Here is a 12580-nt window from a genome sequence, read left to right on the forward strand (position 1 = left end):
TCAGTTCCTCTTCTCTTCGGTGTTGCTCGGGGTCTCGGTGGACAGCGCCTGCAGCGCGGACCATCGTGGGTCGATCACTTCGTGGTGGTGGTCCGGGTCTTCCGCCAGGTGCGCCCCACATTCGGAACACAGCCCGGGACAGTCCTCCCGGCATACCGGCTGGAACGGCAGCGAGGGCACCACCGCGTCCCGGAGCACCGGCTCGAGGTCGATCAGGTCGTCCACGATCTGGTGCTCCTCGGCCTCGTCGCTGTCGTCCCCCACCTCGCGGTGGTGGGCGGCGCGGTCGGCGTAGGCGAACAGCTCCTGGAACCGCACGTCAACCTGGTGGCTGACGGGGTCCAGGCACCGCACGCACGCGCCGGTCGCGGTGGCGCTGGCCGAGCCGGTCACCAGCACACCCTCCATGACGGACTCCAGCCGGAGGTCCAGCTCGATCGGCTGGCCCTCCTGGACGGCAATCACGTCCGTGCCCAGGTGCGCGGGCGCCTCGACGGTGCGCTGGACCTCTGTCATGGAACCGGGTCGCCGACCGAGGCTCTTGGTGTCGAGCACCAGCGGCGATCGGGCGTTGAGACGGTTCATGGCTCCAGTGCGTGTCGAGGGACTCGGCCCTCGTCACAGCAGGGACGTAGACCGACCGCTCAGGTTACCGGAGCGTCTGCCACCTTCCCAAATGCGCTCCGACCAGCGGCTCCGACCACCGGTTCAGCGGCCCTCCCTGGTCATGACGGTCTCGAGCTGGCGGGCGATCTGCGGGCCGAGGGTCTTGGCGTAGGTGGCCGTGATGTGGTCGCCGGCGCGGTGGATGACGACGTTGCCGATGGCCACAGGGCAGCGGTCGACCGGGCAGATCCACGGGGTGAGGTCGATGACCTCGACCCCCGGCGTCCTGAGCGCCGCGGCGCGTTGGGCGTCCAGGCCGGTGCTGGCCAGCGCGGTGGTGCGGTCGAAGGCGCAGCGCGAGAGGCGGATGGGGTTGCGCGCCATGCAGCTGTCGAGGTCCGCCGGGGAGCCGGGGTTGTCGCCGATCACGGCCACCGGCACCCCTGCGCGCTGCAAGCCCTTCCAGCGCCGCGCGAGGTAGTCGGCGAGCGCGGCCTCGCTGACCCTGTCGCCGCGCAGGGCCGCGTCGGCCTGGGTCGAGGTCACGACCAGGTCCGGCGGGTCGGCCGACAGCTGGTCGACGACGGCCTCGTTCCACCGGTCGCAGGACTCGTAGCGGGCGCGGGAGAGCTCGGTGGTCCCGGCGGCGAAGGCGCACGAGCTCTTGCCGTAGGTGACGATCCGCCAGTCCTTGCCCGGAGCGACGCGCTCCAGGGCGGGCAGCCACTGCAGGGCCTTGGAGTCTCCAACGAGCGCGATCGTCACCGCCCCGTCCCGCACCCCGAACTCGCACCGCACCGGGGTGGAGCTGCGCTCGTCGACCTGGCAGCGGTCGACGTCCGCCGAGGGCCGGTCCTCCCCCGCCCGTTCCGGGTCGGGGGTCAGCCAGCCCCAGTCGTCGACGGCGTAGTCGGCCGGGTCGGCGCTCGGGGTGTCGCCGAGGGTGCCCGCCCCCAGCCGCTCCAGGGGCGGGAGGGCTCCGGTGGCCGGCGTGGTCTGGAACACCGCAGGCGCGGTGATGAGCGGTATGCCGGCGAGGACGCCTGCGAGGGACAGCGACGCTCCCAGCGCCAGGGACAGGCGGGTGCTGCGCGCGAGCGGGGGGGTGTGGTGCACCGGACGCTCCACCAGGCGGTAGCTGAGGTAGGCGGGCACCACGCTGAGGAGCACGGCCCAGGCCCGCGCGGTGCCGCCCGGCCACAGCTCGTCGGCGAAGATGGCGAAGGGCCAGTGCCAGAGGTAGAGCGAGTACGACAGCCCGCCCACCCAGACCAGCGGGCGCAGGCTCAGGAACCGTTCCGGCCCGCGGGGCTCCGCGCCCCACCCGGCCAGCACCACCGCGGCCGTGCCGAGGGTCGGCAGCAGGGCCCAGGCGCCGGGCCACCCGGCGGTGTCGGGCAGCAGGAAGGCCGTGCCGACGACCACCGCGAGCCCGATCCACCCCAGGGCGCCCCCGAACCGCACGTGGTGGGGGTGCTGGTCGACCGCCCAGATGGCGAGGGCGGCCCCGACCCCGAGCTCCCAGACGCGGGTGGTCGTGGCGAAGTACGCGTGCGAGGGCACCGTGACCGTGTGCCAGACGGAGTACACCAGCGAGGGCACCGCGATGGCGGCGAGCAGCACGCCGATCGCGCGCAGGCTGGGGCTGTGGCCGGGTCCCCGCGCGAGCACCCGGGGACGGAACCGACGGAGGCCGACGACGAGCAGCACCAGGGCGAGCGGCCACAGGACGTAGAACTGCTCCTCGACCGCGAGTGACCAGTAGTGCTGCACCGGTGACGGCTGGGTGTCCTTGGCGAGGTAGTCGACCGAGCGCCCGGCCAGGACCCAGTTCTCGACGTAGAGCGCTGCACCCACGACGTCACCGCCGATCTCGCGGCCGCGCCGGCCGGGGATGAGCAGCCAGGTGGCCACCGCGATGGCGAACAGCACGAGCATCGCGGCGGGCAGCAGCCGTCGGGCGCGGCGGGCGAGGAACTGCGACCAGGAGATCCGGCCGGTGGCGGCCAGCTCGCGCAGCAGCAGGCTGGTGATGAGGTAGCCGGAGATGACGAAGAAGACATCGACCCCGAGGTAGCCGTGCGGCAGGAACGGCAGGCCGGCGTGGTAGACCATCACCAGCAGGACGGCCACCGCCCGCAGGCCCTCGATGTCGGGCCGGAAACCCTCCGGCCTGGGCGGACGCGCCAGGGTCAGCTCTCCGTCTGCAGACGCGCCAGCAGGGCGCCTCGGACCGCGTCGCTCACCAGCCCGGAGATGTCGCCGCCGAGGCGGGCGACCTCCTTGATCAGCGAGCTCGAGATGTGCTCGAACCGGGGGTCGCCCGGCAGGAAGACCGTCTCGATGCCGGTCAGGTGACGGTTCATCAGCGCCATGGGCAGCTCGTAGGCGAAGTCGGTGCCGCCGCGCAGGCCCTTCACGACGGCCTCGGCCTGCGCCTCACGGCAGACGTCGACGAGCAGGCGGTCGGTGTACACCTCGACCCGCACGTTGGGGTGGTGGCCCACGCTGTCCTCGAGCAGCTTGCGGCGCTCGTCGGGCGTGAACAGCCCGGCCTTGGCGGGGTTGTGCAGCACGGCGACGACGACCTCGTCCCAGAGCGCCGACGCGCGCTCGATGACGTCGGCGTGGCCGAGCGTCACCGGGTCGTAGGAGCCGGGGCACACACACCGTCTGGTCACAGTCGGCAACCTAGCAGCGGAAGGTGGTGGCGCCCCGGCCGGCAGCGACCCCGGTCGGGGTCAGCTCTCGCCGTCCTCGTCGTCGGCCGGCAGCACACCCTCCTTGTAGGCCTCCTTGACGATCCGGCGCACGTTCTCGACCGAGCCGCAGTCATCCCCGATGAGCCGGTTGCGCATGGCCGCCCACTTCTCGCCGAGGTTCTGGCGCACCTGCTCCGAGACCTCGGTACGAGCCGGGTTGAGGATGGTCTGCTCCTCCTCGCCGATGTGGTGGTTGAGCGCCTCGGCCAGCTTCTCGACGGCGTCGTCGAACTTCTGGGTGTCGGTGCCCTTGCACTCGAGCAGCGCGAGCAGCGCCTCGTTGCCCTCCGCGTGCTCCTCCTCGCCGTGCTCCTTCTCGTGCTCGCCGATCGCGTCCTTGCTCTTGAGCTTGGGGTAGACCTCGGTCTCCTCGGCCTCGCCGTGGGCGATGAGCACGTTCGACAGCGCCTGCCGGGCCGCCCCGCGGTCGGCGGTGGCGTCGCGGAGCTCGCGCAGCAGCGACTCGAAGAGGCGGTGGTCGTCGAGGATGAGCTGGACGACGTCACCGGAGGTGGGCTTGGGGATCTCGATCTGCCTCATGGGCACATCCTGAGGCAGTTCCCCGACACCCGCACGTCTTGTGAGGGCGGCCTGGCCGACATCGGCGCAGGTCAGGAGGGTGGGACCGCCCCGGCTGTCCGCTGGGTGGACACCACGGACCGAATTCTTGTGTCTGCCGGGCCGATCCGAGACGGTGGAGGCTTCCTGTCCGCAATCGGAAAGAGAGCCAGTGCTCACCCTTACCGACAACGCCAGCAACATCGTCAAGGCCATCGTCGAGCAGAACGGCGGCACGCAGGACGCAGGTCTGCGCTTCTCCGCCGAGCCCTCCGACGGCGCCCAGGCCGGCGCGCTCGCGGTCACCACCGTGGAGGCGGGCCAGCCCGGCGACCAGGTCGTCGACAAGGACGGCGCCAAGGTCTACCTCGAGGAGACGGCCGCGGTCGCCCTCGGCGACCAGGTGCTCGACGCCTCGGTCGACCAGGCCGGGGCTGTGCAGTTCAGCATCGCCCCCTCCGCCTGAGGGAGCACCACCACAGTCGAGGCACGCGCGCCGGCAGTCGGCGCGCGTGCCTCGACTCGTCTGCGCAACCGGTGCGGGCCACCTCTTGGGGCTGTCCAGGCGACGTCGTCGGGCTGTCTAGGCGACGTCGTCGGGCTCCGGGACCCCGGCGAACCAGACCCGGGTCTCGCCGTAGCGACGCTCGCCCTCGGGATCGAGCCCTGCCGGCCAGCGCGGCTCGGGCGACCGAGAGGACCGCTCCACCACCACCAGCGCCTCCTCGGAGAGCCAGTGCAGCTCGACGAGCGCGGAGAGCACCCGCTCGAGGGCGTCCTCGCCGACGTCGTAGGGCGGGTCGAGGAACACGAGGTCGAACGGCGCGGGTGGCGGCGCCGCGAGCGTCCTCTCGACCGTGGCGGCCCGCACGGAGACCCCCGGTATGCCGGTCAGCGCGGCGTTCCTGCGCGCCACCGCCGCGGCGGCGCGGTCCGACTCCACCAGCAGCACCGAGGTCGCGCCGCGGCTTGCCGCCTCGAGCCCCAGCGCACCGGACCCGGCGTACAGGTCGAGCACCGCGGCGCCCGCCAGCACGTCGAGGTGGTCGAGCCGCGAGAACAACGCCTCGCGCACCCGGTCGCTCGTGGGCCTGGTGCCGCTGCCGGCGGGCGTGTGCAGCCGCTGGCCGCCGGCCCGGCCGCTGATGATCCTCGTCACCTGCTCACCCCCGCTCCAGGAAGGCTGCCTGCTCCTCGTCGACCCAGCTGCGGACCGCGGCCTGCAGGTCGGGGTGCTCGGCGAGGTCGGGGTCCGCGGCGACGAGGGCGGTGGCGTCGTCGCGCGCCTGCAGGATGACGTCCTCGTCGCGGACCAGCGACAGGAAGCGGAAGCTGCCCCGGCCCATGCCACGGCTCGACCGGCCCCCGCCGCTCTGCCGGGCGCTCAGGACGTCACCCGTGCCGCGCAGCTCGAGGTCGAGGCGGGCCAGCTCGAACCCGTCGGTGGTCCCCGCCACGGCGTCGAGCCGCTCCCGCGCCGTCTCCGCCTCCGAGGCGGTCATGAGCAGGCAGAGCCCGGCATGCCGGCCACGACCCACCCGGCCGCGCAGCTGGTGCAGCTGGGAGACGCCGAACCGCTCGGCGTCCATGACGACCATGACGGTGGCGTTGGGCACGTCGACCCCCACCTCGATGACGGTGGTCGACACGAGCACGTCGACCTCGCCGCGGGTGAAGGCCGCCATCACCGCGTCCTTGTCCTCCGGCGCCAACCGGCCGTGGAGCACCGCGATGGTGAGCCCGTCGAGGGCGGGGTTCTCGCGCAGCAGCGCCTCCACGGCATACACGCTGGGCATCTCGTGCGGTGCTGCCTCGTCGCCCTCCCCGGGCTCGGGGGCTGCGAGCTCCTCGTCGTCGGCGGAGCCGGCGGTCGGTGGGCCGTCGTCGCCGATGCGCGGGCACACGACGTAGGCCTGGCGTCCGGAGCGGACCTCCTCGGCGATGCGCTCCCAGGTGCGCTGCACCCAGGCGGGACGGTCGGCCGGCACGACGTGGGTGGCGATCGGCGAGCGCCCCTTGGGCAGCTCGGTGAGGGTGGAGGTCTCCATGTCGCCGAACACCGTCATGGTCACGGTGCGCGGGATCGGGGTGGCCGTCATGACGAGCACGTGCGGGGGCTGGTTTCCCTTGCCGCGCAACGCGTCCCGCTGCTCGACGCCGAACCGGTGCTGCTCGTCGACGACGACCAGCGCGAGGTCCTGGAACTGCACGTGCTCCTGGATGAGGGCGTGGGTGCCGATGACGATGCCGGCGTCGCCGCTGGCCGCGTCGAGGAGGTTCTGCCGGCGGGCCTGCGTCGGCTGGCTGCCGGTGAGCAGGGCGACGCGGGTGCCGATCTCGCTGCCGCCGAGCATGCCGCCCTCGGCGAGGTCACCGAGCATGGCCGTGATCGACCGGTGGTGCTGGGCGGCGAGCACCTCGGTGGGCGCGAGGAGGGCCGCCTGGCCCCCGGCGTCGACCGCGGCGAGCATGGCGCGCAGGGCGATGACGGTCTTGCCCGAGCCGACCTCACCCTGGAGCAGCCGGTGCATCGGGACGTCGCGGGACATCTCCTGCGCCAGGGTCTCCCCCACGGTGCGCTGCCCGGCGGTGAGCTCGAAGGGCAGCCTCGCGTCGAACGCTTCGAGCAGCCCGCCCTCGCGGGGCCTGCGTGCCCGCGTGCGCTCCGCGGCCTGCCGCGCCCGGCGCTGCGCGAGCAGGGACTGGAAGACGAACGCCTCCTCGTAGCGCAGGCGGTGACGGGCGCGCTGCACCTGCGCGAAGTCGCGGGGCACGTGGATGCCCTTGAGTGCGTCGAGGCGCCCGGGCAGGCCGTGGCGCGAGCGCAGCGTCGCGGGCAGCGGCTCGGGGACGCTGTCGACCTCGAGGTGGTCGAGGACGATGCGCACGCACTCGGCGACCGACCAGTTCTGCATCCCCTTGACCTGGAGGTAGACGGGGATCGGCCCGCGGTCGGCCCCGTGGGGGCCGAGACCGCCCTCGAGCACCTGGTATGCCGGGTGGGTCAGCTGCCAGCGCCCGCGGTACATCCCCACCTCGCCGGCGAAGAGGGCGGTGACGCCCGGGACCAGCGCGTCCTTGTGGCCCCAGGACTTGAAGAACGTGAGGTCGACCTCGTCGCGGCCGTCGGTGATCGTGACGTTGAGCATCTCGCCCTTGCGCTTCTGCATGCGCCGCGTGGTCGCCGACTTCACCTCGGCGACCACCACGACGTACATGCCGACGTGCAGGTTCGACAGGTCGGAGGTGTGCTCGAGGTAGCGCCGTGGCCAGAACTCGAGCAGGTCGCCGACGGTGTGCAGGTCGCGTGCCTTCGCCAGGGGGCCCGCCGAGCGGGCGCCCACCACCGCCGACAGCTTGGTGGACTCGTCGACCACGGCCCCGACCACGCTCACTCGACTCCCAGCAGCAGCGGGTAGTGCGGCTGGCCCCCGTCGATGAGGGAGACCTCGGCGTCGCGGTGCTCGCCCTCCACCCAGCGGGCCAGGTCGTCGGCCAGTCCGTGCGGCGCGTCCTCGCCCGCGACGATGGTGACCAGCTCGCCGCCGCTGGACAGCAGGCGGCGCATGACGTCGCGGGCCACCTCGAGCAGGTCGTCGCCGACGACGACGATGTCGCCCCCGACCACGCCGAGCACGTCACCGCGCCGGCACTCCCCGGCGCTGGTCAGCGCGTCCTTGCTGGCCACCGTCACCGCACCGTGGCGGGTGGCCGAGGCCGAGCTGATCATCGCCGCGAGGTTCTTGGGCGCCGACAGGGCGGGGTCGAACACGGCCATGGCCGCAAGGCCCTGCACCGCCGTGCGGGACCGCACCACCGCGATGTCGATGCCCTCCTGCTCGCCGGCGTCGGCCGCAGCCTCGGCCGCGAGCACGGTGTCCTTGTCGTTGGGCAGCAGGATCACCGAGAGCGCGTGCGCGTCACGAGCGGCCTCGAGGAGCTGGCCCGCCGAGGCGCGCCGGCCCGGGCCGCTGGCGATGACGTGCGCCCCCGAGTCGGCGAAGACCGCCTGCAGGCCCGGCCCCGCGGCACAGGCCACGACGGCCACGTCGCTGGCAGGCCGCCGCGGCGACTGGTCGTCGAAGTGGGTCACCTTGATGCGGTAGGGACGACCCGCGCGCACGCCTGCCTCGAGCGCCGCACCGGCGTCGTCGACGTGCACGTGGACGTTCCACAGCTCGGGGCCGCCGACGACGAGCAGCGAGTCACCCAGCGCGTCGAGCGACGTCTTCAGCGACTCGATGCGCTCCTCGTCGGTGTCGGTGAGCAGGTACATCACCTCGTAGGCAGGGCCACCCGGGGCGCCCAGCGCGCCGCCCCGTGGCGAGGACCCCTCCCCGTCGGTCGGGTGCACCCCCGTGCCGTGCGGAACCCACTCGGGCCGGCGGCGCAGCGAGAGGTCGTCCGAGAAGGGCTCCCCGAAGGACGCGGTGCCGGGCGGGGCGGTGGGGCTGTCCTCGTGTGCGACCCTCGCGAGGGCCTCGAGCAGGAGGACGTAGCCGGCCCCGCCGGCGTCGACGACACCGGCAGCCTCCAGCGCCGGCAGCTGGGTCGGGGTCAGTGCGAGCGCCTCCGACGCCCCGCGCAGCGCCGACTCGGTGACCTCGCCCAGGCCCGTCAGCCCCTGGGCGGCCTCGGCCGCCGCCCTCGACACCGACAGGATGGTGCCCTCCACCGGGTGCGTGACCGCCTTCCACGCCCGCTCGCCCGCCCGGGCCAGGGCCTCGGCCACCAGGGCGCCGTCGGCCGTCTCCGCGCCGCTCTCGGCGATCGCCTCGGCAAAGCCGCGCACGAGCTGGCTGAGGATCACCCCCGAGTTGCCGCGCGCGGTGAGCAGCATGGCCTGCCCGAGCGAGGTGCACTCCTCCTCGAGGGTGGCGTGCCCGAGGACGCCCCGCTGCTCGTGCACGGTGCGCACCGCGTCGAGGGCGGCGTCGAAGGTGAGGTAGAGGTTGGTGCCGGTGTCGCCGTCGGGCACGGGGAAGACGTTGAGCGCGTCGATCTCCGCCCGCCGCGCCGCGAAGGCCGCCCGGGCGAGGACGGCCCAGCGGCGGGCGTCGGCAGCGGTCAGGCGTTCCAGCACGGTGGCAGGCTAGTGCCTGGGGCCGTCGGCCCCGCGGGCATTGGGGCCGTTTTGGTCGCAGCGCCCGCTCTCGGCTACTCTTGACCGGTTCCCATGGGCCGACCTCCATTCGAGGCTGCCCGGGAGCCCACCGAGTTTGTTCGCATCGAAATCAGGAGATCACCCGTGGCTGCCAACTGCGACGTCTGCGGCAAGGGACCGGGCTTCGGTCACAACATCTCGCACTCGCACCGCCGCACCAAGCGTCGCTGGAACCCCAACATCCAGCGCGTGAAGGCGCTCGTGGGCGATGCGGGTGTGACCCCGAAGCGTCTCAACGTCTGCACCTCGTGCCTGAAGGCCGGCAAGGTCAAGCGCTGACCCAGCCGCCCGGCATACCGCAGAGGCCGGTCTCCCCTCGGGGAGGCCGGCCTCTCGGCTTGCTCAGTCCGCCCGGAAGTGGTCCCACCCACGCGGCTGCTGCGGCTCGCCGTCGATGGTGACGCCGGTGCCGGGCGCCACCGCACCGAGCACCTGCCAGCCCTCCGGCACCGAGCCCGCCGGGAACGTCGCCAGCAGGCTGTGCTCCTCCCCGCCGGCCAGCACGCACTCGCGGGCGGCGTCCTCCCCCACGGCCGGCGCAAGCGCCTCGACGTGGGGGCGAACGCCGGCACCCGACAGCGCGACCTGCACGCCGCTGGCGCGGGCGATGCGGTCCGCGTCCCGCAGCAGTCCGTCGGAGACGTCGATCATGGCCGTGGCCCCGGCTGCGGCGGCCTGCACCCCGGCGGCGAGGGGGGCCGACGGTCGCCGGTGGTGCGCGAGGCACTCCTGCCGTATGCCGGTGGGCCGGCTGACGGCCTCGCCGCCCCGCTGCAGGAGCACCAGCCCGGCACCCGAGCGCCCCAGCGTGCCGCGCACTGCCAGGGTGTCTCCGACCTGGGCGCCGTTGCGCAGCACCGGCTGCCGCCCGGACAGGTCGCCGAGGGCGGTGATCGAGACGACCAGCACCCCCGCCGGCGCCGACGACAGGTCACCTCCGGCGACGGCGACCCCGGCCCGCGCCGCGCCCTCGCCGATGCTGCGGGCGAAGTCCCGCGCCCACGCCGAGGGGGTGGCCGGGTCAGCCATGAGGGTGACGAGCACCGCCGTGGGGGTGCCGCCCATGGCCGCGACGTCGGCGAGGTTCTGCGTGAGCAGCTTGGCGCCGACGTCGGCCGCGGTCGACCACTCGTCGAGCCAGTCGCGCCCACGCACCATCGAGTCCGTCGTCGCCACGACGCGGCCGGACGTCGCCAGCACCGCGGCGTCGTCCCCGGGGCCCACGAGCAGGCCGGGCTGCAGCGTGAAGAACGGGAAGATGGAGCGCAGCAGGCCCTCCTCCGACACCTCCCCGAGGGTCTGGGCCGGTGTGACCATCACTTCACCTTCCTGGGGAGACGGGCGGTCCACGGAGACGGTAGCGTCTGGCGTGCCGGGGCACCGTCCCGGCTGGTTCACGCGGGGGCCCGCCCCCGGCAACCCCGACTCAGTGAGGTGTCTCTCGTGGTGGTGCAGGCCTACATCCTGATCCAGACCGAAGTCGGCAAGGCGGCGACCGTTGCCGAGTCCATCGCCCAGATCCAGGGCGTGGTGATGGCCGAGGACGTCACCGGGCCGTACGATGTGATCGCCCGCGTCGAGGCCAACACGGTCGACGAGCTGGGCAAGCTCGTCATCGCCAAGATCCAGGACGTCCCGGGCATCACCCGCACGCTGACCTGCACGGTCGTGCACGTCTGAGCGCTCCCCTGGGCGTCCTGCGCGCGTCTGCACGCGCCTCTCGCACACCGGCCACCGGCCGCCTCGTCCTCGGGGTGGCCGGTGGCCTCCTTTGTGCCGGAGCGCTCGCGGGATGCTCCTCTGCCGTCGAGGTCACGGCTCCACCGCAGGCCGGGACGGCCGCCTGCACCGCCGCAGCCTCCCACTGGCCCGCGACCGTCTCCGGCCAGGAGCGGGTGGAGACCACCGCCGGCACCGGGGCCGTGGCCGCCTGGGGCGACCCGCCGGTCATCGCCCGGTGCGGCGTGAGCGCCCTCGGCCCCACCACCGAGCAGTGCCTCAACGTCGACGGCGTCGACTGGGTGGTGCGCGAGGCCAGTGACGGGGCGGTCCTCACGACGTTCGGGCGCGACCCGGCGATCGAGGTGCTCGTGCCCGACGCCTACGCCCCCGAGCCGCTCCTGCTGCCGGCCTTCGCCGAGGCCGCCCGGGGCCTGCCCTCGAACGGCCGCACCTGCGACTGACCCCGACCCCTGACCCCCACCCCCCTGCAGCAACCTCTGCTAGCACATGGTGCTGCCGCAGCCCCACGTTGCTGCACACCCCTGCGGCAGCAACGTCTGCCGAGTCCGGCGGGGACGTCGGCTTCCGAGAGGGTCTTCGCGGCCGGCGGTCGTCAGCGCAGGCCGGTCGGACGCGCGAGCGCGAGCTGGATGAGCTCGTCGATGAGGTCCGGGTAGGACAGGCCCGACGCGGCCCACATCTGCGGGTACATCGAGTGCGGCGTGAAGCCCGGCATGGTGTTGATCTCGTTGACGACCACGTCGCCGCTGTCGGTGTAGAAGCAGTCGACCCGGGCCAGGCCCTCGCAGCCGAGCGCCTCGAACGCCGCGGCCGCCAGCCGGCGCACCTCGGCCGCCACCTCGTCGGGAACCTTGGCAGGGCAGCTGAGCGTGACGCCCTGCTCCTCGAGGTACTTGGCCTCGAAGTCGTAGAAGTCGTGGCCCCCGTCGCGGTCGACCTCGATCTCGCCGACCTCGGACGTGCGCGGCGGCTGGTGGTCGCGCCCCTGCAGCACCGCACACTCGATCTCGCGGCCGACGATCATCGCCTCGACGACGACCTTCGGGTCGTGCTCGCGGGCGGCCTCGATGGCGTCCTCGAGGTCCTGCGGGTCGGAGACCTTGCTGATCCCCATGCTCGACCCGGCCCGGGCCGGCTTGACGAAGACGGGGAACCCGAGCGAGGCGACGGCGTCCATGGCCGCCGCCTTGTCGCGCCGCCACTGGGAGTCGGTGACCACGGCATACGGGCCCACCGGGATGCCGGCGCCCTGGAAGACCACCTTCATGTAGTGCTTGTCCATCCCCGCGGCCGAGGCGAGCACCCCGGAGCCGACGTAGCGGATGTCGGCGAGCTCGAACAGTCCCTGGAGCGTGCCGTCCTCGCCGAACGGCCCATGAAGCAGCGGGAAGACGACGTCGACCTCACCGAGGCTGTGCGGCACCTCCCCCGGCTCCTGCACCGTGAGGGTCCGCTGCGTGCTGCCGAGCGGCACCACCACGCCGGCCTCGGTGGGCTGCACCTCGGGCGTGTGCCCCACGGTCAGCTCGAGGCGCGACGGGTCGCCGTCCATGAGCACCCAGTGGCCGTCGCGGGCGATGCCGATGGGGATCACCTCGTAGGCGTCGCGGTCGATGGCGCGCATCACGCCTGCCGCGGTGGAGCACGACACGGCGTGCTCGGAGGAGCGGCCGCCGAACACGAGGGCGACCCGGGTCTTGCGGGGGGCGTCAGGCTGGGAGGTCATCGCCCGAGAGCGTATCGCCCA

13 protein-coding genes are annotated in these 12580 nt (G+C 73.3%); 4 read left to right on the forward strand and 9 right to left on the reverse strand.

All coding sequences use genetic code 11. The annotated features are described in order from the left end of the window. The 4 genes from P2F65_RS03330 to P2F65_RS03345 form a co-directional block, all read right to left on the reverse strand. Entirely contained in the window at positions 1 to 585 is a 585-nt protein-coding gene (locus tag P2F65_RS03330; protein ID WP_275804134.1) for a DUF177 domain-containing protein, read from the reverse strand. Between the two features lie 123 nt (positions 586 to 708). Continuing rightward, positions 709 to 2802 carry an acyltransferase family protein gene (locus P2F65_RS03335; protein WP_345803690.1) on the reverse strand — a complete coding sequence of 698 codons (2094 nt, stop codon included), beginning with the start codon at positions 2800 to 2802 and terminating at the stop codon, positions 709 to 711. Continuing rightward, complete coding sequence (coaD, locus tag P2F65_RS03340; protein WP_275804136.1) at positions 2799 to 3296, reverse strand: pantetheine-phosphate adenylyltransferase; 498 nt, start codon at positions 3294 to 3296, stop codon at positions 2799 to 2801. Before coaD ends, P2F65_RS03335 begins: the two co-directional genes overlap by 4 nt. 51 nt (positions 3297 to 3347) lie before the next feature. Next, positions 3348 to 3908, reverse strand: a complete 561-nt coding sequence (locus tag P2F65_RS03345; RefSeq protein ID WP_275804138.1) for a hemerythrin domain-containing protein — start codon at positions 3906 to 3908, stop codon at positions 3348 to 3350. A gap of 190 nt (positions 3909 to 4098) precedes the next feature. Here P2F65_RS03345 and P2F65_RS03350 point away from each other — a divergent pair, with 190 nt between their 5' ends. After that, a complete protein-coding gene (locus tag P2F65_RS03350; RefSeq protein WP_275804140.1) occupies positions 4099 to 4392 on the forward strand; it encodes an iron-sulfur cluster assembly accessory protein in 294 nt (97 codons plus the stop codon). A gap of 117 nt (positions 4393 to 4509) precedes the next feature. Here the strand turns inward: P2F65_RS03350 and rsmD are convergent, their stop codons facing one another. Genes rsmD through P2F65_RS03365 form a run of 3 tightly spaced genes read right to left on the reverse strand, consistent with a single transcriptional unit; the run spans position 4510 to position 9009 of the window. Then, positions 4510 to 5085: a 16S rRNA (guanine(966)-N(2))-methyltransferase RsmD gene (rsmD, locus tag P2F65_RS03355; RefSeq protein ID WP_275804142.1), complete on the reverse strand. Its 576-nt coding sequence runs from the start codon at positions 5083 to 5085 to the stop codon at positions 4510 to 4512. A 4-nt stretch (positions 5086 to 5089) separates the two neighbouring features. Next, positions 5090 to 7315 carry an ATP-dependent DNA helicase RecG gene (locus P2F65_RS03360; protein ID WP_275807245.1) on the reverse strand — a complete coding sequence of 742 codons (2226 nt, stop codon included), beginning with the start codon at positions 7313 to 7315 and terminating at the stop codon, positions 5090 to 5092. A 2-nt stretch (positions 7316 to 7317) separates the two neighbouring features. Further along, on the reverse strand, positions 7318 to 9009 hold the full coding sequence (locus P2F65_RS03365; protein ID WP_275804144.1) for a DAK2 domain-containing protein: 1692 nt from the start codon (positions 9007 to 9009) through the stop codon (positions 7318 to 7320). A gap of 165 nt (positions 9010 to 9174) precedes the next feature. Between P2F65_RS03365 and rpmB the strand changes: the two genes are divergently transcribed. Then, a complete protein-coding gene (gene rpmB / locus P2F65_RS03370) occupies positions 9175 to 9369 on the forward strand; it encodes a 50S ribosomal protein L28 (RefSeq protein ID WP_056922510.1) in 195 nt (64 codons plus the stop codon). A 63-nt stretch (positions 9370 to 9432) separates the two neighbouring features. On the opposite strand, the gene thiL is transcribed toward rpmB, so the two are convergent. Beyond that, the gene (gene thiL, locus P2F65_RS03375) at positions 9433 to 10407 is read right to left on the reverse strand and encodes a thiamine-phosphate kinase (RefSeq protein WP_275807248.1); all 975 of its coding nucleotides are present in this window, start codon (positions 10405 to 10407) and stop codon (positions 9433 to 9435) included. A 129-nt stretch (positions 10408 to 10536) separates the two neighbouring features. On the opposite strand from thiL, the gene P2F65_RS03380 reads away from it, so the two are divergent. Both P2F65_RS03380 and P2F65_RS03385 read left to right on the forward strand, forming a co-directional pair. Then, on the forward strand, positions 10537 to 10770 hold the full coding sequence (locus P2F65_RS03380; protein ID WP_275807251.1) for an Lrp/AsnC ligand binding domain-containing protein: 234 nt from the start codon (positions 10537 to 10539) through the stop codon (positions 10768 to 10770). Between the two features lie 74 nt (positions 10771 to 10844). After that, entirely contained in the window at positions 10845 to 11273 is a 429-nt protein-coding gene (locus tag P2F65_RS03385; protein WP_275804149.1) for a DUF3515 family protein, read from the forward strand. 152 nt (positions 11274 to 11425) lie between these two features. On the opposite strand, the gene P2F65_RS03390 is transcribed toward P2F65_RS03385, so the two are convergent. Beyond that, the gene (locus P2F65_RS03390) at positions 11426 to 12574 is read right to left on the reverse strand and encodes a D-alanine--D-alanine ligase family protein (RefSeq protein WP_275807254.1); all 1149 of its coding nucleotides are present in this window, start codon (positions 12572 to 12574) and stop codon (positions 11426 to 11428) included. Positions 12575 to 12580: the final 6 nt, after the last annotated feature.

The sequence above is a fragment of the Knoellia sp. p5-6-4 genome (assembly GCF_029222705.1).
Lineage (GTDB): Bacteria > Actinomycetota > Actinomycetes > Actinomycetales > Dermatophilaceae > Pedococcus_A.